Source organism: Jiella mangrovi (assembly GCF_017815135.1).
Lineage (GTDB): Bacteria > Pseudomonadota > Alphaproteobacteria > Rhizobiales > Rhizobiaceae > Jiella > Jiella mangrovi.
Map to the genome: position 1 here is coordinate 141,176 of NZ_JAGJCF010000003.1, position 19,254 is coordinate 160,429.

The window sequence follows — 19,254 nt, forward strand, 5'->3', positions numbered from 1 at the left end:
GTCGATGTCTGCCGGCCGCATCTCCCTCCTCCAAGGGGTCCACATCATGGACACTGCATGCCGCCGATGAGGGCTAGGTTGCCATTGCTGTGAGGCACTTGCAAGTTCTTATCGCCTGTCCGACAATGACATCTGGAATTTGAAGTCCACAATCTGGACGGAGTCGAGGGTTGGATACGCTGTCGAAGGCCATGTCGGAGGGAGGGGGAGCGCAAAGCGTCGATCGGGCGCTGATGCTGCTCTCTTTGATCGGCCGCCATTGCGAGGACGGCGCAACCCTGTCGGCCATCGTCGACGGTAGCGGCCTCAACCGGCCGACGGCGCGGCGCCTCGTCCTCGCTCTGATGCGCTCGCGGCTGGTCGAGCAGGATGGCGTCACGCGGCGATATTTCCTCGGCGAGGAAGCCTATGTGCTGGGCATTCTCGCCTCCAATCGCTTCGGCTTTCTCGACTGCGCCCAGGAAAGCCTCGCCGCCCTCGCGAGACAAAGCGGCGATACCAGCTTCGCCTCCATCCGCCGGGGCGACTATTCGGTCTGCCTGCACCGCGAGGAGGGCGCCTTTCCGATCCGCACCCATGCGCTTCTGCCCGGCTACCGCCACCCGCTCGGCGTCGGCGCCGGGGCCATGGCGATGCTGGCGGCGCTGAACGATCACGAGGTCGCGCGGGTGCTGGCCGTCAATGCGGCGGCCCTCGCCGAACACTTTCCGGCCTATACGCCGGAGGCGATCGCCTCCGACATCGCCTTTGCGAGGCGGCAGGGTTTCGCGCTCAATCCGGGGCGGGTGCTGGCCAATTCCTGGGCGATCGGCAAGGCTGTCCGCTATCCGGACGGCCGGGTGGCCGGCGCCTTGTCCATCGCCGCCATCGACAGTCGCATGGGCGAGGGGCGCCAGCGTGAACTGGCAAGCCTTCTGGCTGCCGAGACGGCCCGGGTTGAAGCGCGCCTGCGCAGCCGTTTTGAGGGATCTGCCGATGGCCGGCAGACCGGCGATGCGGCCCGCAGGGCAGACGGCGAACGGCGCGAAGCGCCCGGAAAAGACATTCTGATGGGAGGTATCGGATCATGAGCAGCAAGGCACGCATCGTCGGCTGGTCGCACAGCCATTTCGGCAAGGTCGAGGCGCCCTCGACGCAGGCCCTGATGGGCGAGGTCGTCGGCCCCGCCATCGTCCATGCCGGCATCGAGACGAAGGATGTCGACGGCATCTTCGTCGGCGTCATGAACAACGGCTTTTCCAAGCAGGACTTTCAGGGCGCCCTCGTCGGGATGGCCCATGAGGGGCTCGGCCAGGTGCCGGCGGTCAGGATGGAAAACGCCTGCGCCACCGGCTCGGCGGCGCTCTACACGGCGATGGACTTCATCGAATCGGGCAGAGGCCGCATCGCCGTCGTCGTCGGCGCCGAGAAGATGACGGCGATCCCCACCGTCGAGGTCGGCGACATCCTGCTCGGCGCGAGCTACCGCGAGGAAGAAGCCGAGGTCGAGGGCGGCTTTGCCGGCATCTTCGGCCGCATCGCCCAGACCTATTTCCAGAAGTTCGGCGACCGGTCGGAAGAACTCGCGATGATCGCCGCGAAGAACCATTCCAACGGCATGGCCAACCCCTACGCCCACATGCGCAAGGATTTCGGCTTCGACTTCTGCAACACCGTCTCCGACAAGAACCCCTATGTCGCCGGCCCCTTACGGCGCACCGACTGTTCGCTGGTCTCCGACGGCGCGGCGGCGATCGTTCTTGCCGACGAGGAAACCGCCGAGACGCTCGAGCGGGCGATCGCCTTCAAGGCCCGCCACCATGCCAACGACGTCCTCGCCATCTCGCGGCGGGATCCGACCGAATTCGCCGGTGCCCAAATCGCCTGGGCGAAAGCGCTGGAACAGGCGGGGCTGACGCTGGACGATCTCGATCTCGTCGAGACCCACGACTGCTTCACCATCGCCGAGATGATCGAATACGAGGCGATGGGGCTGGCGAAGCGCGGCGAGGGCTACAAGGTCATACGCGAGGGTATCACCCGCAAGGACGGCAAGCTGCCGGTCAATCCCTCGGGTGGGCTGAAGTCCAAGGGCCACCCGATCGGCGCCACCGGCGTCTCCATGCATGTGATGGCGGCGATGCAGCTGATGGGCGAGGCCGGTGACATGCAGATCAAGGATGCCAAGACCGCCGGGGTCTTCAATATGGGCGGGGCGGCCGTCGCCAACTACGTTTCGATCCTGGAGCGAGTGAAGTGACGGCAGGCCTGTCCTCGGCGAACGATCCGAAGGGAGGCGTCGCGCCGCAATCGACCCGCGTCTCCAATCTCGCCCATCTCGTCACGCGGACGAGCCGCCGGCTCGGTGATCGTCCTGCGCTCGTCTGGGGTGAGCGGACATGGAGCTGGCGGGAGTTCGACGCCCGCATCGACGCCATGGCGGCGGCGCTGAAGGAGCGCTTCGGCGTGACGAAAGGCGACCGCATCCTCGTCCAGTCGCAGAACTGCAACCAGATGTTCGAGGCGATGTTCGCCTGTTTCCGGCTCGGCGCGGTCTATGTGCCGACGAACTACCGCCAGACGCCGGGCGAGGTCGCCTACCTGCTCGCGGCCAGCGGCGCGCGGGGCCTTATCTGCAACGCCGGCTTCCCTGCCCATGCCGAGGCCTGCCTGACGTCGGCCAGTGCGCCGGACTTCGTCATCGCCATCGGCAAGGCGGCCTTCGGCGAGGATTACGACGAACTGGTCGCGGCCCATCTCGGCCAGACGGTGCCCAACGCGCCGGTCGATCGTGACGACCCGTGCTGGTTCTTCTTCACCTCCGGCACCACGGGACGGCCGAAGGCGGCGGTGCTGACCCACGGCCAGATGGCCTTCGTCGCCGTCAACCACCTCAACGACTTGATGCCCGGCACCGGGCCAAACGACGCCTCGCTGGTCGTCGCGCCGCTCTCCCACGGCGCCGGCGTCCACCAGCTCACCCAGGTCGCGGCCGGCGCGACCACCGTCCTGATGCCCTCGGAGCGCTTCGACGTCGCCGAGGCCTGGCGCCTCGTCGAGCGGCTGAAGATCACCAACATGTTCACCGTGCCGACCATCGTGAAGCGGCTGGTGGAGCATCCGGCCGTGGACGATTTCGACCATTCCTCGCTGCGCCACGTCATCTATGCCGGCGCGCCGATGTACCGGGCGGACCAGAAGCGGGCGCTGGAAAAGCTCGGCCCCGTCATCGTCCAGTATTTCGGCCTCGGCGAGGTGACCGGCAACATCACGGTTCTTCCCTGCGCCGAGCACAGCCTCGACGACGAAGTGGCAAGGCTCGGCACCTGCGGTTTCGAGCGCACGGGGATCGAAATTGCGATCCAGGACGAGGACGGCAACGAATTGCCGCTCGGGGCAAGCGGCGAGATCTGCGTCACCGGGCCGGCGGTCTTTGCCGGCTATTACGACAACCCGGAAGCCAATGCGAAGGCGTTCCGCAACGGCTGGTTCCGCACCGGCGATCTCGGCCACCGGGACGAGGCGGGCTATCTCTACATCACCGGCCGGGCCTCCGACATGTACATTTCCGGCGGTTCCAACATCTATCCGCGCGAGATCGAGGAGAAGATCCTCGCCCACCCGAAAATCTCCGAAGCCGCCGTCGTCGGCGTGCCGGACGAGGCCTGGGGCGAGGTCGGCATCGCGGTGCTGGTGGCGGTGCCCGGCGAGCCCGTGACGGAGGCGGAGATCGGCGCGTTTCTCGCTGAGAAGATCGCCCGCTACAAGCTGCCGAAACGCTTCGTCTTCTTCGACGAGATGCCGAAGTCGGCCTATGGCAAGATCACCAAGAAGCTGGTGCGCCAGGCGCTGGAAGAGCGTGGCCTCCTCTCCGGTGAGGCCGTGGGGTGACGATGGCGGCGCTGCGTGAGATCCGCCATCCGGGACCCGTCGCACCCGTCCGCCATGCCAGGGCCTGGGGCGAGGCGGTGGCGCTCGACTTCACCGTCGAACCTGGCGAGACGATGGAAGCCGGCCTCGGCAGGGGCGTCATCGCCGCCGGCTGCGACGCGGCCTATGTCGCCATCGCCGGCGCGACCCTCGATCCGTTTCGCTATGTCATGCCGGCCGGATCGCCCGGGCCGAGCCATGCCGCCTGGTATTCGCAGACTTATGCGCCGGAGGGTTTCGTCACCGTCCGCGAGGCGGGAGCCATCGTCGGTTGGCGCGACGGCGCCCCCTTCGTCCATTGCCATGGCCTGTGGCAGGCCGAGGGCGAGCCGATCGCCATGGGCCACATGCTGCCGGCCGAGAGCATTGCCGCCGAGCCCGTCCGCGTCAAAGGCTTCGGGCTGTGCGGCGCCGTCTTCGAGGCAAGGCAGGACGAGGAGACCAATTTTCGCCTGTTCGCCGCGCAATCCGCCGGCCGGCCCGGCAATGGCAGTGCCCGGGCGCTGGCGGTGACGCTGCGGCCGAACCAGGACGTCGCCCTCGCCATCGAAAGCATCTGCGCAGACCAAGGCATCACCGCCGCCCGCATCCACGGCATCGGCAGCCTCAACGGCGCCCGCTTCGAAAGCGGCCCGGCAATGGAGTCCTACGCCTCGGAACTCCTGATCCGCGACGGGCGTCTGGCGGAGGGTCGCGCCCGCCTCGACGTTGCGGTGGTCGCCATGGACGGTGCGATCTTCGAGGGGGTGCTGGTGCGCGGCGACAATCCGGTCTGCGTGACCTTCGAGCTGGTGATCGTGCCGGAGAGGTGAGGGATAATTGGGAGCTGTTGCTCCGACGGCCTCGCGCCCTGCGCACCCCCCTCTGTCCTGCCGGACATCTCCCCCTCAAGGGGGGAGATCAGGCGGCTGTGGGGGCGGCGCCCACGGACCCGACGGTCGAGCGGTGACTCGCGTTTCAGGAGAAGCGAAGGCGGCGGACGCCGTCGATCTCCCCCCTTGAGGGGGAGATGCCGGCAGGCAGAGGGGGGTAGCCGCTGCCGCAGCGGTTCAGAGGAATCTCATACAGGGAGGGACGAAACCATGACGGAAATCAAGAAAGTCGTGCTCGTCACCGGCGCAGCGCGGGGCATCGGCCTTGCGACCGCAAAGCGGTTTCTGGCGGAAGGCTGGCTCGTCGCCATGCTCGACATCGATGGGCCGGCGCAGGAGGCGGCCGTCACGGCGCTGAAGCGGCCGGAGGATACGCTGGCGCTCAGCGCCGACGTCTCCGAACCCGAGGCCGCGACGCGGACGGTGGCGGCGGTGGAAGCGCGGTTCGGGCGGCTCGACGCGCTGGTCAACAATGCCGGCACGGCGGTGTTCAAGCCGCTGCTGGAAACGACGAACGAGGAATGGCAGCGGGTGCTCGCTGTCAATCTCGGCGGGCCGTTCATGATGACCAATGCCGCTGCGCCGGTGATGGCGAAGACCGGGGGCGGGGCGATCGTCAACATCACCTCGATCTCCGGCCTGAGGGCCTCGACCCTTCGCGTCGCCTACGGCACCTCCAAGGCCGCACTGGCGCATCTGACCAAGCAGCAGGCGGTGGAACTTGCCGGGCTCGGTATCCGGGTCAACGCCGTCGCGCCCGGCCCGGTGGAGACCGCCATGGCGAAGGCCGTCCACAGCCCGGAGATCCGCCGCGACTATCGTGACACCATCCCGCTCGAACGCTACGGTCTCGAGGAGGAACTGGCCGACGCCATCTACTATCTGTGCTCCAGTCGCTCGAGCTATGTGACCGGCCAGACGCTCGCCGTCGACGGCGGCTTCGAAGCGGCCGGCATCGGCCTGCCGACCCTGCGGCGCGGCAACTGAGGGAGGGCGCGCCGGCTCAGTCCCCGGTCCCGAACGCGTCGCTCGTCGCGGCGAGGTCGGAGGTCAGGACCTCGACGTCGGCATCGTGGCCGGCCTCGACCGAGAAGGGGCGCTGATAGATCTTCTCGCTATTCTTGGCGGCAATGACGTAGTCGCCTTCGGCAAGGACGATCGTGGTGAAGGCGCCGACGCTCTGGCGCACGAGATCGCCCGAGGCCGTGGTGATGGTCCAGGCGGTGTCGGCAATTGCCTCGCCGCCGTGCTCGCGCACGAGTTTCATCGTCAGGAGCGCGGCCCTCTGGGTAAGGGTCGCCTCGGTGATCTTGCCGGCCTCGACGCGGATGTCCGCCCTGACGACGGCGTTTGCCGATCCGTAGTGGGAAACGACCTGGTAGGAGCCGGCGTTCAGCCGCACAACCTTTTCGGGGGGAACGTCGCTGGCGACGAGCTTGCGGCCGACCTCGTCGTTCTCGTCCTCGGAGTAGATGTCGAAGCTCAGCCGCGATGCCGCGGGCTTGCCATCGTCGCCGACGACGGCGTTCAGCTTCAGGCCGCCGGCGTCGAGAACGACGGTCTCCTGGATCTTCACCCCGGCAAAGTCGATCCGCTTGACGATGCCGGCCCGTCCGAAGCCGACATGCAGGATGTAGGTGCCGGGCGGCACGTCGAAATCGGGCGTCGCACTCTGCGACGAGGCGATCAGCGAGGAGCTTCCGTCGATCGGTGGAACGGCCGAGAACAGCCGCCATACGAGCCCGTTGGGAACCTGCGCACCACCTTCGGACAGAACCGCTCGAAGGGAAAGCGTCTGCCGCCGCTGCAGGAAATTCTTGTCCGGCCCGTTTGTCGGCGCATAGGCCGGAAGGCCGGGCAGGTCGATCGTCGGGGCGAGCGGCTTGCCGGGCAGTTTCGGCAGGGCGATCGGCTCGAAATGCCGCAACGGGCTCGAAGGCGGTGCGCCGACATCGCCGGCATCCGGCAAAAGCTCTCTTGCCGAGGGCGAGACGTAGGGCCCCGGCCGGTCGGAGCCGCTACCGAAAATGTCACCGAGACCCAGGAAGCCGCCACCGCCACCGCGGTCCCCACCGCCGCCGCCGCCGGCTGGCTGCGCGAATGCCGGGTGGGTGGCGGGGACCGCCGTCAGTACGGCCGCAAGAAGGGCCGCCGCGAGGCACGGTGCGGTTCTGCGCATCGTGACCGCTCTCAAGACGGCATCGACAAGCTTGCAAGCCCGCGCGCGCGCGGCGATCGTTGGCATTTCCCCCATGCCATCATCCTTGACCGCAAATCCTCGACAAATTCAAGGCAGTGATCGTGCCTGTGCACAGACGGCAGAACGGCCCGTTCATCGTCCTTCGCGATTGCCAAGCCGAGGCATCGGGCCTAGCTCTGCGGCAAGACTGACGGAGACCCTATCTTGACCGAAGCCACTGAACTCCTGGCCACGCGCCGTTCGATCCCGATCCCGATGCTCGCGGCGCCCGCCCCGTCCGGCGAGGAACTCGACCGCATCCTGACGATCGCCGCCCGGGTTCCCGACCATGGCAAGCTCGCGCCATGGCGCTTCATCCTCTATCGCGGCGAGGCGGCGCGCGCGATCGGCGAGAGGCTGGCCTCGATCGTCGCAGGTCGCGAGGGCGAGCGGATGACGGAGAACCGGCACAAGGTCGAAGCCGAGCGCTTCAGCCGCAGCCCGCTCGTCGTCGGCGTCGTCTCCACTGCGAGCGAGCATGTGAAGATCCCGGTGTGGGAGCAGCAGCTCTCCGGCGCGGCAGCTGCGATGAACCTCGTCCATGCGGCGCATGCTCATGGATATGCAGCGAACTGGGTGACCGAATGGGTGGCCTATGACGAGGAGGCCAAGGCAGTTCTCGGCATTTCCGAAGAGGAAAAGGTGATCGGCTTCGTCCATATCGGAACCCCGACGGAGCCACCATCCGAGCGCCCGAGGCCGGAGCTTTCGGCCATCGTTTCGGAAGCGAAAGGGCCGGGGAGCGAGTGATGCTGTACTACACGACCGACAACAACGCGCACGGCCTGCCGCATGATCCGTTCAAGGCGATCGTCTCGCCGCGCCCGATCGGATGGATCTCGACGAAAAGCCGGGAGGGCGCGGTCAATCTTGCTCCCTACAGTTTCTTCAATGCGATCAGTGATCGGCCCAAGCTCGTCATGTTCTCGTCCGCCGGCATGAAGGACACGGCGAGTTTCGCGATCGAGAGCGGCGAGTTTGTCGCCAATCTGGCTACCCGCGATCTCGCCGTCCAGCTCAACAAGACGTCGGCGCAAGCGCCCCGCGGGACCAGCGAATTTGCGGTCTCCGGCCTCACTGAGGCGCCGTGCCGCATCGTCGCCGCGCCGCGCGTCGCCGAAAGCCCGGCGGCGCTCGAATGCAAGGTCACCCATTCTTTCCGTCCCGAGGGGCTGGATGGCGCGGTCTCGGACAATACGGTCGTCATCGGACAGGTGGTGGCAATCCATATCGACGAGGCGATCTTGAAGGACGGGATGATCGACATGGCGCTCGCCGCGCCGCTCGCCCGCCTCGGCTATCTCGACTATTCGGTCAGCGACGAGGTCTTTCAAATGCGCCGGCCGCGGATGCCCGACGCATCGGACGTGTGAATCCGGTCGTGACGCTGACGGTTTTCTTTCCGTCAAGGAACATGGTGAACGAAAGCTAAACCTTTTGCCCCGATCATGGCGCTGACCATTCGAATCTCGGGCGAGGGGTGTCAGCTTCCATGATCGTACAGCGTTTTGCCAAATGGACCCGTGAAGCGACGACCCGCGAGCGCTGCGAGGCGGCGACGATGCTTGCCGAGACGCTCGTTCATGGCGGCGCCAAAGGCACAGACCGCGACGTCATCGTCGCCTCCCTGACGCTTCTTCTAGACGATCCGGCCGCTTCCGTGCGGCTGGCGATGGCACGGGTGCTTTCGGGCGGTCGTAACGTTCCGCGCTCGCTCCTCTTCGCGCTTGCGGCGGACATTCAGCCCGTTGCCACGCAAATCGTCGGCAACAGCGCTGATCTGTCCCAAGACGAGCTCGTCGATCTTGCCGCCGTCGGTTCGGCGGCGGCACGCCGCGCGATCGCCGAGCGGCCGGTCGTGCCGCTTCCCGTCAGTGCGGTGATCGCCGAAACCGGAGAGGCCGAAGCGGCGCTGGCGCTTGCCCGCAACGATGGAGCGGCGATTTCCGATCAGAGCTTTTCACGGCTGGTGGAGCGCTTCTGCGGCGATGGCCCTATCCGCGACGCGCTTTTGGGTCGCTCGGACCTGCCGGCCTCCGTGCGTCACCAGCTGATGGTGGCCGTGGGAGAGATACTGGCGCAATCAGATCTCCTGCAAAACCTTTTCGGCGCCAGCCGAGCGGCCGCTGTCGCCTATTTTGCGTCGGAGCGTGGCACTAATCTTCTCGCCGAGAAACTGACGAGCCGCCAGACGGCGCAGTTCGGCGAGCATCTTCGCGTCAGTGGCGGCGTCACGCCCTCCTTGCTGCTTCGCGCCGTCTGTACGGGCAACATCGAGCTTTTCACGACCCTTCTCGCCAGCCTGTCGCGCCGTTCCGAGCGCCGGGTGGCCACGATCGTCGCCGGCGGGCGCTCACCGGCTCTGAGAGCGCTGGTTCTCAGCTGCGGCATTGCCGAGGGTCAGGCGTTCCTCTTCGCCGAGGCGATTTCGCTGTGGCGGTCGATTGCCCGCGGCGACAGCACGATGCGCCCCGCCGCCGTGCCAGCCGTCCTGCTCGCGCGGGCATGCGCTGCGGGCATGAACGGCAAGATCCTGCCCGAAGCCATGATCCTTCTGCGCCAGCTTGCCCGCGAGGCAGAGCGCGACGCGGCCCGCGACACCGCGCAGGTCGCGGCCTGAACCGACGGTTCGCAAGCCTTGAGACGCGTTCCGCGAGCATTTCCGGTCAAAGCCGGTTCTGCTCTCACGTGCGGACAATGCGGCTCGACGGAGCAATCGAACGTTTCGCGTGAACTCGTGTTCGGTCGAAACGCTCAAGACCGGATCGCTCAGTAGCGAAACTGTTCGGTCAGGATGCGCTCGTCCCAGGAATGATCCTGATCGAACAGGATGGTGCAGACCTCGTCGGCCGCTTCGCGGATCGTGACCTGTCTGACGGATTTCACCTCCGTCGCGTCGGCGACCGCGTTGACCGGCCGTTTCTCGTCCTCGAGGGCGACGATCGAGACGGTCTGATGATTGCGCAGAAGCGCACCGCGCCAGCGCCGCGGCCGGAACGGGCTGACGGGCGTCAGCGCCAGCAGCGGCGCGTCGATGGGCAGAATCGGCCCCTGAGCCGAGAGATTATAGGCGGTCGACCCGGTCGGCGTCGCCACCATCACGCCATCGCAGACGAGCTCGTCGAGCCGCACCTTGCCGTCGATCGAAATCTGCAGTCGCGCCGCCTGATAGGACTGGCGGAAGATCGACACTTCGTTGATCGCCAGGGCCCGGTGCTCGGTTCCCTCGGCGTCGATCGCGACCATTTCCAGTGGATGGATGGCGTTTTCGACGGCCGCCGCCAGGCGCTCGCGCAGCCCCTGCTCGCGATAGTGGTTCATCAGGAAGCCGATGGTGCCCTTGTTCATGCCGTAGATCGGCCGCGCCGTATCCATGAACCGGTGCAGGGTCTGGAGCATGAAGCCGTCACCGCCGAGCGCGACGACGACGTCCGCCGTCTCGCTCGAGGCGTTGCCGTAAAGGGCCGAAAGCCGGCGCGCGGCTTCCTGCGCATGCGCAGTCTCGCTGGCGACGAAGGCGATGGAGTGGAACGAGCGGGGCATCGTGGAACTTCAGGCCATCGCTTGGAATGTGATTTTTCGGACTCTAACGGCTCGACTATCGACGAGCTAGTGTCGGCGGTTCGAACTCCGGGCTTTGCGGTACCGCACAGAACGCCCAATCCCTCTCGTGCCGTCCGCGGCCGGCCGGCCATGGCCCGACGTCCTTCTGGCAGACGAAAGGGGCCTTGCGGCCCCTTCCGACAGACGTCGCGTGATGAAGCTTCCTACTGGAAACCGAGTTTGGCGGCCAATCGCCGGAGAAGGCCGGCGGGCATCGCCGACTTGTCGTCTTCCCCGGGATGGTCTCTTGTCTAAGCGCCTGCGAAGGGATGCGCGGCGGAGCCCTTCTTCGAGACGACCTCGGCGGCCGTCGGCGTGCCCTTGATGGCGCGCTCGATCGATTCCATCGTGGCCTGATAGTTGTAGTCCCGGATCTTGGCGTCGTCCTCGGCCTCCCAGTGGATGAAGACGCCGACGCAGATGAACAGGTCGTCGGCTTCGGCCGCCGGGATGATGCCCTTTTCGACCGAATCGGCGACGGCGCGGGCAACGGCGGTCTGGGCCGGGCCGAACATCTGGACGGCCTGCTTGGCGCCCTTGATGGTGACCTTGTTGAACATCACGGTGTTCGGCTTGCAGGGCAGGTTCGGCGCGACGACTGCGAGGAGGGTGGTGAAACCGTCCTTGTTGTTGGTCAAAGAGTTACAGAACGCCGACTCGGCAGCCGAGCCGCGGGGACCGATGATCAGATCGATATGCGCAACTTCGTTGCCTTCACCGACGAGCGACTCGCCGACCATGACCTTGTTGATTGTCGCCATTGAGCTATTCCTCCAAAATCCGTTTGCTACTGCGTCCGACACAGTCGGCCGCGCGAAGACGTTCCGATCCGAAAGAAGATTTCGAACCGATCGCGCGACTTTGCGGCCGCGTTGGATCGTCCTCCTCCCGGTCGCCGAGCAAAACCCGGCTGAGACTATCCTTGTTCGCGGCGTCCGCATGGGACCGGTTTGCCAGATAGCTTGGGGCCAGATGGACCCCTGCGCCTGACAGTCAATCACCCTCGCAGCGCTTCCGCAAGATTTCTCGCGAACAGGGTCGCGACCGTCAGGTCCGCCGAAGTGCCGGGATTGAGGCCCTCCTGCTTGAGCGAATTATCGAAACCGAGTGCAACCGTCAGGATCTCCTGGGGATCGCTTAGCCCGTTCAAGGTGTTACTGAACTCCTGAAACCGGACGCGGGTCGCCTCTGCCGTTTCGGAGCCGAATTTTCGGGCGATGTGACTGTCGGGAAATTTGCCGGCAAAGGAAAGAAAGACCCGAACCGTCCGGGCGTCGCCCAGAACGTCGATCGGGGTTGGTACGGTCACGTCGGCGGCCGCAAGGCGGGTCTCGAAGATGTCCTCGAAGCTTTTGGCATATTGGCGCGCGACGAGATCGCTGTCGGACACGAGAGCCATCGCCTCGACGAGAGAGATTGTCGGCGCATCGCGGACGTCGTTTTCCGGCCGGCGCACAAGCCCGCCGGGATTGGCGAGGGCGATCGCCGCAAAGGCTGCCTTCGCGTCGTCGGCGCCAAGATCCGCCAGAACGCGGTCGAGGCCAGAGCGGAGCGCCGCGACAAGATCCCGCGATGACGAAGCCTTGGCACTTTCGGCAGCCGTGGTCTCGGCCGCTGCGGCGAGCGGGGCGCAAAGGAGAAGGATGCCGAGATTGGCATTGACCCCGACGGCGGCGAAACTCGCCTCGGTCGCCGCGAGGATCCGCGCCCCGACCGGTGCTCCCGTGCGGGCGATGGCCGGCGCGGCCGCCTTGGCCGCGGCCCGGAAGGTCTCCGTCGTCATGCCGTGGCCGGCGGCGAACCGATGGACGTTGCCGGGCTTCAGCGTCTCGATCTCCGCGTGACAGGCGGCGAGAAACGCTGCTTCGACCGTTGCCGAAGAAAGGCTCATGTCAGGGCTGGATGCTCGCGGACCCGGCGCCGGGCGGCGAGGGCGCCGAGAAGGTCCTTCGCCCGAACAGCTGCGATGTCGAGGCCGCTCGCCTTTTTCAGCCCGGTCCAGGCCGGCATGGAATTGACCTCCAGAACGTTTGGCCGGCCGCTTGCATCCTTCAAGAGATCGACGCCGCAAAAGTCGCCGCCGACCGCCGTGGTGGCGGCTATGGCGAGGTCTTCGAGCTCGCGGTCGGCCTCGATCGCATGGGCCGAGGCGCCCTGCTTGATATTGGTGATCCAGCATGCCGCCTCGCGGCGCATGGCGGCGACGACGCGCCCCTGCGAGACGAGGACGCGGTAGTCCGACCATCGCCCGTCAGACGAATGGCCGATGAAGCGCTGGAGATAGAAGACGCCGCCGGCGATCTCGTCATGCGGCGGCAGGTCGTCGATGCTGCCGATCAGCCTCAGGCCCTTGCCCTGCGCCCCGAACAGCGGCTTGAGAACGAGCGCGCGGTTTTCCGCCGCGACGATCCGCTCGGCCTCGGCGCGCGATTCCACCGTCCAGCTGCGCGGCGTCGGCAGGCCGGCCTTTGCGATGAGGAAACTGGTCATCGCCTTGTCGACGCAGTTCTCGATCGCCCGCGCATCGTTGGAGACGAGGACGCCCAGTCTGCCGAGGGCGTGGAGGATCGACAGCCGCCGGGTCACCGCCTCGAAGCTGCCGCCGTCCATGGTGCGGACGCACACGGCGTCGGGAAGCGTCTCGCCGAAGCCGGGGAAGACGAGCCCATGGCGCGCGCCAGTGTCGAAGCCGACATCGGCAAGGCCCGAGGTGACGACCAGCGCGCCTCCTGCCTCGAACGCGTCCTTCAGTTCGCGCGCATGTCGATCGAGATTGGCCGTGACGAGCAGGATGCGCGGCTTGCCGGCGCCTCCCGGCTCAGCCGAAAGAGGCATCGATCAGCTCCGCATCGACCCTGCCGGCCGAGAAGGTCTCGCCGCTCTCCAGCGCGACGACATGCACCTCGGCGGGCGAGAACAGCATGCCGTCGATCTTGTAGAAATCGCCGTCATAGCGCGAGAAGATCTCTTTGAACGGCTTGCCGTAATCCTCCGACTGGCTGCTCGGAAGCTTCTCGGCGAGGGCCCTTGCGGCATCGGCGGGGCCGGTGACGGCGAGCATCACCCGCCCGCCATAGATCACCGCGTCGTTGGTGCGGCCCATGGCGGTGAGAAAGTCGGGATGGGGCGGCGCCAGCGGCGCCGTGCCGATCCCCTCCACGATGGTCTGCATGTCGAACTTCAGCTCATGCGCCTTGTGCAGCGCCACTTCGACGACGCGGCCGACGATCTGGATGCTTCCCGCCAGCGATTGGGTCGGCGTGAAGATCACCGTGAGGTTTTCCGGCGTGATGTCGCAGGCGTCGGCAATGCGTCGCACCAGGGCCTCCGGCGGCGAGCTGGCGGCTTCGAGCACGAGCGTCGCCGCTTCGCTCTGGTCGGCATAGGCGATGTCGGTGAACAGCGTCTCCTTGCCGGCGAGGGCGCGGGCGGGGCCGGATCCCATGGCGAAGTAGCTTTCCTCGCCCTCCTCGTTTGTCAGCTGCCAGCCGGCATACTGGCTGCCCATAAAGGCGATCACCGGGTTCGACGAGCGTACCGTCAGGGCGAAGGGGCAGCGCGGCAGTCGCTCCGAGGCGCCGATCGTCACCGAACCGAGCCCGCCGAGGCAGATTTCGGTGATCAAGCGGCCGGCCTCGATACTGCCGGGAACGCTTGCGCCGGCGTCGATCACCGTCTCACCGGCCGCGCCCGTCGACACGGCCAGCTTCAGTTCCTGCGCTCTCGTGCGGAGTTCCTCGACGAGCGGCAGGGCGCCAGCGTTCACGGATAGGACCCTCGTCTGACTCATGCCGCCTTACTCCCCAGCATCTGGTTGATTTCCCGCGTTCTATCACGAAACAGCCGTTCGGCGGCTTCGGCAGTGGCAGCCGAAGCGACCACCGTGCAGATCGGTTCGCCGCGTTCGAACCGCGCTGGCGGGTCGGTGCGGTCGCGTGTCCATCCGGGCCAGCGGAAGCTGTCCGCGATGACCACCGTCCGAACCGCCCAGGCGAGCCCGCTTGCGCGGGTTTCGCCATACGGATCGGTATCCAGTTCGGGCAGTTCGCCCCGCATGGCAGCAAGATGCAGGCCGAGGAGCGGACGCTCGGGATGGTCGAAGACGTCGATCGTCGCCCCGGCCCGGGCATTGATCTCGAGCAGAACGGCATCCCGGCCATCGAGGACGAAGTCCGCGCTGCAGAGCCCGCGCAAGGGCATGGTCGAAAGCACGCCGGCGACCTCTTCCCGCATGGTTTCGTCCGGTCCGGCCGCCACCTTCACCGGGCCGACGGCGCCGCCGTAGCGAAACGGCTCTTCGGGGGAGGGATCGCTCCATTGGCGCGAATAGCCGAGACACGCATAAAGCTCGCCGGCCGCGACGAAAGCCATGGAGATTCGCTCGCCGCTGACGAAGCGCTGGTAGTAGCGATCCGGAGCCTCATCGGCATCGCCATGACGAACATGGCTGCCGCCGCAGCCGCCGATCTTCTTCGACAGCCAGTTTTCGCGGTCGGCGGGTCGCGATCTGCAAATCGTCGGATGGGCGACGCCGGCCTTTCGGCAGGCTGCCGCGAAGGCCTCCGGGTCCTTCAGCCGGCGGGCGGTCTCGGGGTCGGTGCCGAGGATCGGCCAGCGGGAGGCGACGCTTTGAAGAAGCTCCGGCCGGTCCTCGAAGCCCGCGCCGTAGACGAAGCCGAGCGGTTCCTCGCCTTCGCTCAGACGCTCCAGAGCTGCGAGCAGGGCGTCGCTGGAAAAGCCATCCGGATAATGCCCGCGCAGAACCTCGCTCTTGCGCGCGTGATCGCGCAGATCGAGATCGCCGAAAAAATCCACCGCGAGACAGTCGATTCCGGCGAGTTTCGCGCTCGCCGCGATCTGCCGCGCCGAAAAGGCCGCTGCAAGGATCGTCGGCCGGCCCATGTCGGTCATGACACGAGGCTGCGGGCGAGCTGGAATGCGTCACGGAAATCGAGCGATTGCGGCTCCTTGGCCTCGATCATGCGCTTGAGCAGACCCTGCTCCGTGTTCGACTTCATCGGACCGACGGCGAGCGCGCCGATCCCGAGCGCGTTCGTTCCCTCGATCGGCTCGCCATTCGCCATCACCTCGATCCCATCCAGCCCAAGCGGCGGCACGGCATTGGCGTCGGCCGCGACGAGCAGCTTTTCGGCGGTCTGGAGCTGCTCCAGGCTGAGAACCTGCACGCCGGCCCTGGCCGCGGAGAAGACCACCTCGACGTCCGCGATGATGGCGGTGTTCTTCTCGTCGCTCGATCCGTCGACCGGCTTGACCGTCACACCGAAGCGCTCCTTCATCTCGTCGGCCCGTTTCTGAACGCGCTCGAGGCCCGAATAGCCGACGATCTTCACCCGGGCGCCCTCGAGGGCTGATATCACCGCGGCGCAATAGCCGACGACGCCGGTGGCGCCGAAGACGGCGATCGAGACGTCGGAAAGCGCCTTTCCCATCTTGTCCTTGAGCGTCTTTTCGACGAGGGCCACCATCGCGGCGGCGGTGGTGAACGAGCCGGCGGGATCGGCCATGATGTTGCAGCCGAACGGGGGCACGAGCGCGCCCTTCGCCGTCTCGATCATGTCGAGGGCGAGCACCGCGTCGTCACCGCCGAAGAACACCGCCGAGTGGACGCCGCGATCGGGCGGGCGCGAGAAGATCACGTCCTGGACGAGATCGGCGACGTCCTCCATCGTCACGTCTTCATAGGGCGTGACGGAATCGTAGCCGGCATCGAGAGCCATGTTGACGTCGAACGGGCTGACATGCTTGTGCGGCGTGAGCATGTGGAGGATGTTCTTTGCTGCCATCGGGTGTTTCTCCATTCGTTCTTGTCGTTGCGGTCTGTCTTGCGGAAGCGGCTGATCTCGTGGCGGCGAGTGCCGCGATGGGGCGGGGCGTCAGCCCGTGCCGAGGCGGCGCGCGGCCAAGGCGCTGCGGCTGATTTCGATGCCGCGATTGCGGCCGCTGACGATGCGAATGTCGAGGCTGTCGGCAAGGCCCAAACGGCTCAGATGGCTGACCAGCCGTTTTGCGGTATCGGCGCTTTCGGCAAAGGCGAAACCGGTCGGTCCCCAGGAGCTCTGGCCGATCCCGTGGGCGCCATTCGCCCCCAGCCATTCGCAGGCCGCCGCGACTTTCGCGCTGGTGAAGATGCCGCCCTGCGCCGCGGCGAAATGGGCGCCGACTTTATTCTGGACCTCGCTGATCGCAGCCCCGAAGGACGAAAGGTCTTGCTCGGCGAGGGCTGGGAGCGCGCGCAAGAGGACGAGCTGACAGATGCGCGCGGCCTGGCTCGAGGGGAAGGGCGAGAGCGCGGCGAAGGCTTCGAGTTCGTCCGGACCGTGAATGCCTTCCCGCTGCGGGTCCATGACGAGGATGGCACGCCAGTTTTCCGGAAATGGCAGCCGCGCGATCAGGGGCGGGGGCCTGTCCGACTGGCCCTTGCCGCCATCCACGGCGACGCCGCCGCCGGTGACGAAGGCGACGCCGAGGCCGGACCGGTTGCCCCGCCCGAGCCGCGCGGCGTCGCGCTCGGGGTCGAGCTCGAGCCCTTCAAGGCGGCGCAATCCGCAGGCGATGGCCAATGCGAGCTGCGTGCCGGAACCGAGGCCGGCATGGGCGGGTATCGCCGTCTCGATGGCGACGTCGTAGCCTGATGACAGCGCGAGCATCTCGCGAATATCGGCAACATGGCCGAGCGCCCGCTCGGCGTCGTCGCCGCGCACCACGTCGCGGCTGCCGCGCCGAAGCGTGACGGTCGTCGCCGGGGCTTCGAGAGCAAGGCCTATACCGCCGAAACGCCGGCCGAGAGATCCGCCGGGGTCGAGGAATCCCAAATGCAGCCGGGCAGGCGCCGAGACGGTGACTGCGTCTTCGCTCAAAGAGTTATCCTGCCTTGATAGGTGCCCGAGTCCTATTATTGTGGCCTTGGATGACGGGGCAAGGGAGAAATTGCGATGGCAGCGAAGACCTATTCCGATGCCGAGGTCGAGGACAGGCTGAAAGCGGAGCTGCCGACATGGCGGCTCGAAGAGGGCTGGATCCGCCGAACCTACAAGACGAACAGCTGGAAGGGCACCTTGATGCTGATCAACACGGTCGGCCATCTCGCCGAGGCGGCTTTCCACCATCCGGACCTCACCGCCTCCTACGCCTGGGTCGAGGTTCGGCTGATGAACCATGCCGCCAAGGGCATCACCGATGCGGACTTCGCCCTCGCCCGAAAGATCGAGGACGTGGTGATGTGGCAACCGGGCAAGGAAGACGGCCCGCTGCAGGGAACGCCGGACGATCCGCGCTTTGCCTACATCAAATACGACGAGGGCTGATCGCCCGTCCGAACCGCGGGTTCACATTCGGCGCACGCTGCGGGTGGCGACTTGCCATTTCCGCCTTCTTACGGCGCCAAGCGCGCGGGCATCCTGCTCGAGGCAAGGCGAAGGTCGATTGACCTTCGCTTCGCAGACAATAGCTTCGCCTGGGGCACAGAAAGCGAGTCGTCTTGGAGACTGCGTGGATAGACGGAAAGCCGGCGTCTCTTGAAGAGGCGCTGCGTGCCGCTGGAACCCTGCTGGGAAAGGCGCGCCAGCCGCTGGTCACCGGCCTTCGCACCGATGTTGCAGGGGTGAGGGCGGCCTTTTTGCTCGCCCTCCGCGCCGGCGGGATCGTCGACCATGCAAAATCGGCGGGTCTTTACCCGTTCATCGCCGCCGCGCGCGACGGCGGCGCCTTTCTCGCGGCACCCGGCGAGATGCGCCGGCGCGCCGACCGGGTTCTGATCGTCGGTGACGAGCCCGCAACGATCGGCGCCGACCTCCTGAGAATGCTGGCCGAAACCACACCCGATCTCGGCGTGCGTAGCCGCGGCGCCGGCCGCAGCTTCATGGCTGTTTCGCGTCAGACCGTGACGCTGCCGGGGGGCGTGGAAAGTGACCATCTCGACTGCGCCAGCGACGACGTCGTCGATCTTCTCGGGATGGTGAGAGCAAAGCTCGGCGGCCGCAGGGTGGGCGAGGGCGCCGTCGGCGACGAAGTGGTCGAGACTGTCGCCCGGTTTCTTTCCGAAGCGGGGTTTGCCGCCATCATCTTTTCGCCGTCGGAATTCGGCGAGATCGGGACCGAGCAGATTTTCGGTCTGGCCGAAGACCTCAACCAGACCACCCGCGCAAGCACGCTTCTCGTCGTCGCTGATCCCGACGCGCTCGGCGCGGCGCTGCAGGCGACCTGGACCAGCGGTTTTCCCTTGCGGATTTCCCATGGCCGCGGCGAGTGGGAACACGATCCGGCGCTGTTTTCCAGCGAGCGGCAGATTGCGAAAGAGGGAGAGGCGGATGTCGTCGTCTATGTCGATGCCCTGGCCGGCGCCGATACCTCTCTCCCTCCGCCCGAAAAGCCGACGATCCTGATCGCCGCCGGCTCGGGCCAGACGTCCGGAGCCAAGGTCGCGTTCAAGGTCGGGGCGGCCGGCCGCGACCACGATGGCGTTCTCTACAATGCGCGGTTCGGCGATTTCGTCGCGACATCCGCGGAGACGAAAAGCGAGCTGCCGACGGCGGCGGGCATTCTCGACGCTTTGGCCAGCCAGCTTGGCGAGAACGCGGAGAAAGCGGCCTGATGGGCAGCGGCAGGGAGGGA

The 19,254-nt window shown here is 66.6% G+C and carries 19 protein-coding genes; 10 read left to right on the top strand and 9 right to left on the bottom strand.

All coding sequences use genetic code 11. From position 1 onward, the window contains the following. Positions 1-191: 191 nt before the first annotated feature. The 5 genes from J6595_RS05895 (at position 192) to J6595_RS05915 (ending at position 5,768) form a co-directional block, all read left to right on the top strand. The gene (locus tag J6595_RS05895) at positions 192-1,070 is read left to right on the top strand and encodes an IclR family transcriptional regulator (protein WP_209593823.1); all 879 of its coding nucleotides are present in this window, start codon (positions 192-194) and stop codon (positions 1,068-1,070) included. After that, entirely contained in the window at positions 1,067-2,239 is a 1,173-nt protein-coding gene (locus tag J6595_RS05900; protein ID WP_209593531.1) for an acetyl-CoA acetyltransferase, read from the top strand. The genes J6595_RS05895 and J6595_RS05900 overlap by 4 nt, the downstream gene beginning before the upstream one ends. After that, the gene (locus tag J6595_RS05905) at positions 2,236-3,870 is read left to right on the top strand and encodes an acyl-CoA synthetase (RefSeq protein WP_342453107.1); all 1,635 of its coding nucleotides are present in this window, start codon (positions 2,236-2,238) and stop codon (positions 3,868-3,870) included. The genes J6595_RS05900 and J6595_RS05905 overlap by 4 nt, the downstream gene beginning before the upstream one ends. A 2-nt stretch (positions 3,871-3,872) precedes the next feature. Next, positions 3,873-4,721, top strand: a complete 849-nt coding sequence (locus J6595_RS05910; protein ID WP_209593532.1) for a PCC domain-containing protein — start codon at positions 3,873-3,875, stop codon at positions 4,719-4,721. A 270-nt stretch (positions 4,722-4,991) separates the two neighbouring features. Next, positions 4,992-5,768, top strand: a complete 777-nt coding sequence (locus tag J6595_RS05915; protein WP_209593533.1) for an SDR family NAD(P)-dependent oxidoreductase — start codon at positions 4,992-4,994, stop codon at positions 5,766-5,768. Positions 5,769-5,784: 16 nt separating this feature from the next. Here the strand turns inward: J6595_RS05915 and J6595_RS05920 are convergent, their stop codons facing one another. Further along, on the bottom strand, positions 5,785-6,960 hold the full coding sequence (locus J6595_RS05920; protein ID WP_245197655.1) for a hypothetical protein: 1,176 nt from the start codon (positions 6,958-6,960) through the stop codon (positions 5,785-5,787). Positions 6,961-7,185: 225 nt separating this feature from the next. On the opposite strand from J6595_RS05920, the gene J6595_RS05925 reads away from it, so the two are divergent. The 3 genes from J6595_RS05925 (at position 7,186) to J6595_RS05935 (ending at position 9,640) form a co-directional block, all read left to right on the top strand. Beyond that, positions 7,186-7,770, top strand: a complete 585-nt coding sequence (locus tag J6595_RS05925; protein ID WP_209593534.1) for a nitroreductase family protein — start codon at positions 7,186-7,188, stop codon at positions 7,768-7,770. A gap of 2 nt (positions 7,771-7,772) precedes the next feature. Next, complete coding sequence (locus J6595_RS05930; RefSeq protein ID WP_209593826.1) at positions 7,773-8,393, top strand: flavin reductase family protein; 621 nt, start codon at positions 7,773-7,775, stop codon at positions 8,391-8,393. Between the two features lie 119 nt (positions 8,394-8,512). Continuing rightward, positions 8,513-9,640 (top strand): DUF2336 domain-containing protein, encoded by a 1,128-nt coding sequence (locus J6595_RS05935; RefSeq protein WP_209593535.1) that lies wholly within the window; start codon positions 8,513-8,515, stop codon positions 9,638-9,640. A 149-nt stretch (positions 9,641-9,789) separates the two neighbouring features. Here the strand turns inward: J6595_RS05935 and J6595_RS05940 are convergent, their stop codons facing one another. The 8 genes from J6595_RS05940 to J6595_RS05975 form a co-directional block, all read right to left on the bottom strand. Further along, positions 9,790-10,563 carry an NAD kinase gene (locus tag J6595_RS05940; protein WP_209593536.1) on the bottom strand — a complete coding sequence of 258 codons (774 nt, stop codon included), beginning with the start codon at positions 10,561-10,563 and terminating at the stop codon, positions 9,790-9,792. 311 nt (positions 10,564-10,874) lie between these two features. Then, entirely contained in the window at positions 10,875-11,384 is a 510-nt protein-coding gene (gene fae / locus J6595_RS05945) for a formaldehyde-activating enzyme (protein ID WP_209593537.1), read from the bottom strand. Positions 11,385-11,620: 236 nt separating this feature from the next. Beyond that, positions 11,621-12,514, bottom strand: coding sequence for a triphosphoribosyl-dephospho-CoA synthase (locus J6595_RS05950; protein WP_209593538.1), 894 nt, complete (start codon positions 12,512-12,514; stop codon positions 11,621-11,623). Then, entirely contained in the window at positions 12,511-13,458 is a 948-nt protein-coding gene (locus J6595_RS05955; protein WP_209593539.1) for a RimK family alpha-L-glutamate ligase, read from the bottom strand. The genes J6595_RS05950 and J6595_RS05955 overlap by 4 nt, the downstream gene beginning before the upstream one ends. After that, positions 13,442-14,413, bottom strand: coding sequence for a methenyltetrahydromethanopterin cyclohydrolase (gene mch / locus J6595_RS05960; RefSeq protein ID WP_209593540.1), 972 nt, complete (start codon positions 14,411-14,413; stop codon positions 13,442-13,444). Before mch ends, J6595_RS05955 begins: the two co-directional genes overlap by 17 nt. Further along, positions 14,410-15,534, bottom strand: a complete 1,125-nt coding sequence (locus tag J6595_RS05965; RefSeq protein ID WP_209593541.1) for an ATP-grasp domain-containing protein — start codon at positions 15,532-15,534, stop codon at positions 14,410-14,412. Before J6595_RS05965 ends, mch begins: the two co-directional genes overlap by 4 nt. Next, complete coding sequence (locus tag J6595_RS05970) at positions 15,531-16,427, bottom strand: NAD(P)-dependent methylenetetrahydromethanopterin dehydrogenase (protein ID WP_209593542.1); 897 nt, start codon at positions 16,425-16,427, stop codon at positions 15,531-15,533. Before J6595_RS05970 ends, J6595_RS05965 begins: the two co-directional genes overlap by 4 nt. Before the next feature lie 90 nt (positions 16,428-16,517). Beyond that, positions 16,518-17,501 (bottom strand): beta-ribofuranosylaminobenzene 5'-phosphate synthase family protein, encoded by a 984-nt coding sequence (locus tag J6595_RS05975; RefSeq protein WP_209593543.1) that lies wholly within the window; start codon positions 17,499-17,501, stop codon positions 16,518-16,520. Between the two features lie 75 nt (positions 17,502-17,576). On the opposite strand from J6595_RS05975, the gene J6595_RS05980 reads away from it, so the two are divergent. Beyond that, positions 17,577-17,948, top strand: a complete 372-nt coding sequence (locus J6595_RS05980) for a 4a-hydroxytetrahydrobiopterin dehydratase (RefSeq protein ID WP_209593544.1) — start codon at positions 17,577-17,579, stop codon at positions 17,946-17,948. 173 nt (positions 17,949-18,121) lie between these two features. After that, positions 18,122-19,234 (top strand): molybdopterin-binding domain-containing protein, encoded by a 1,113-nt coding sequence (locus J6595_RS05985; RefSeq protein WP_209593545.1) that lies wholly within the window; start codon positions 18,122-18,124, stop codon positions 19,232-19,234. Positions 19,235-19,254: the final 20 nt, after the last annotated feature.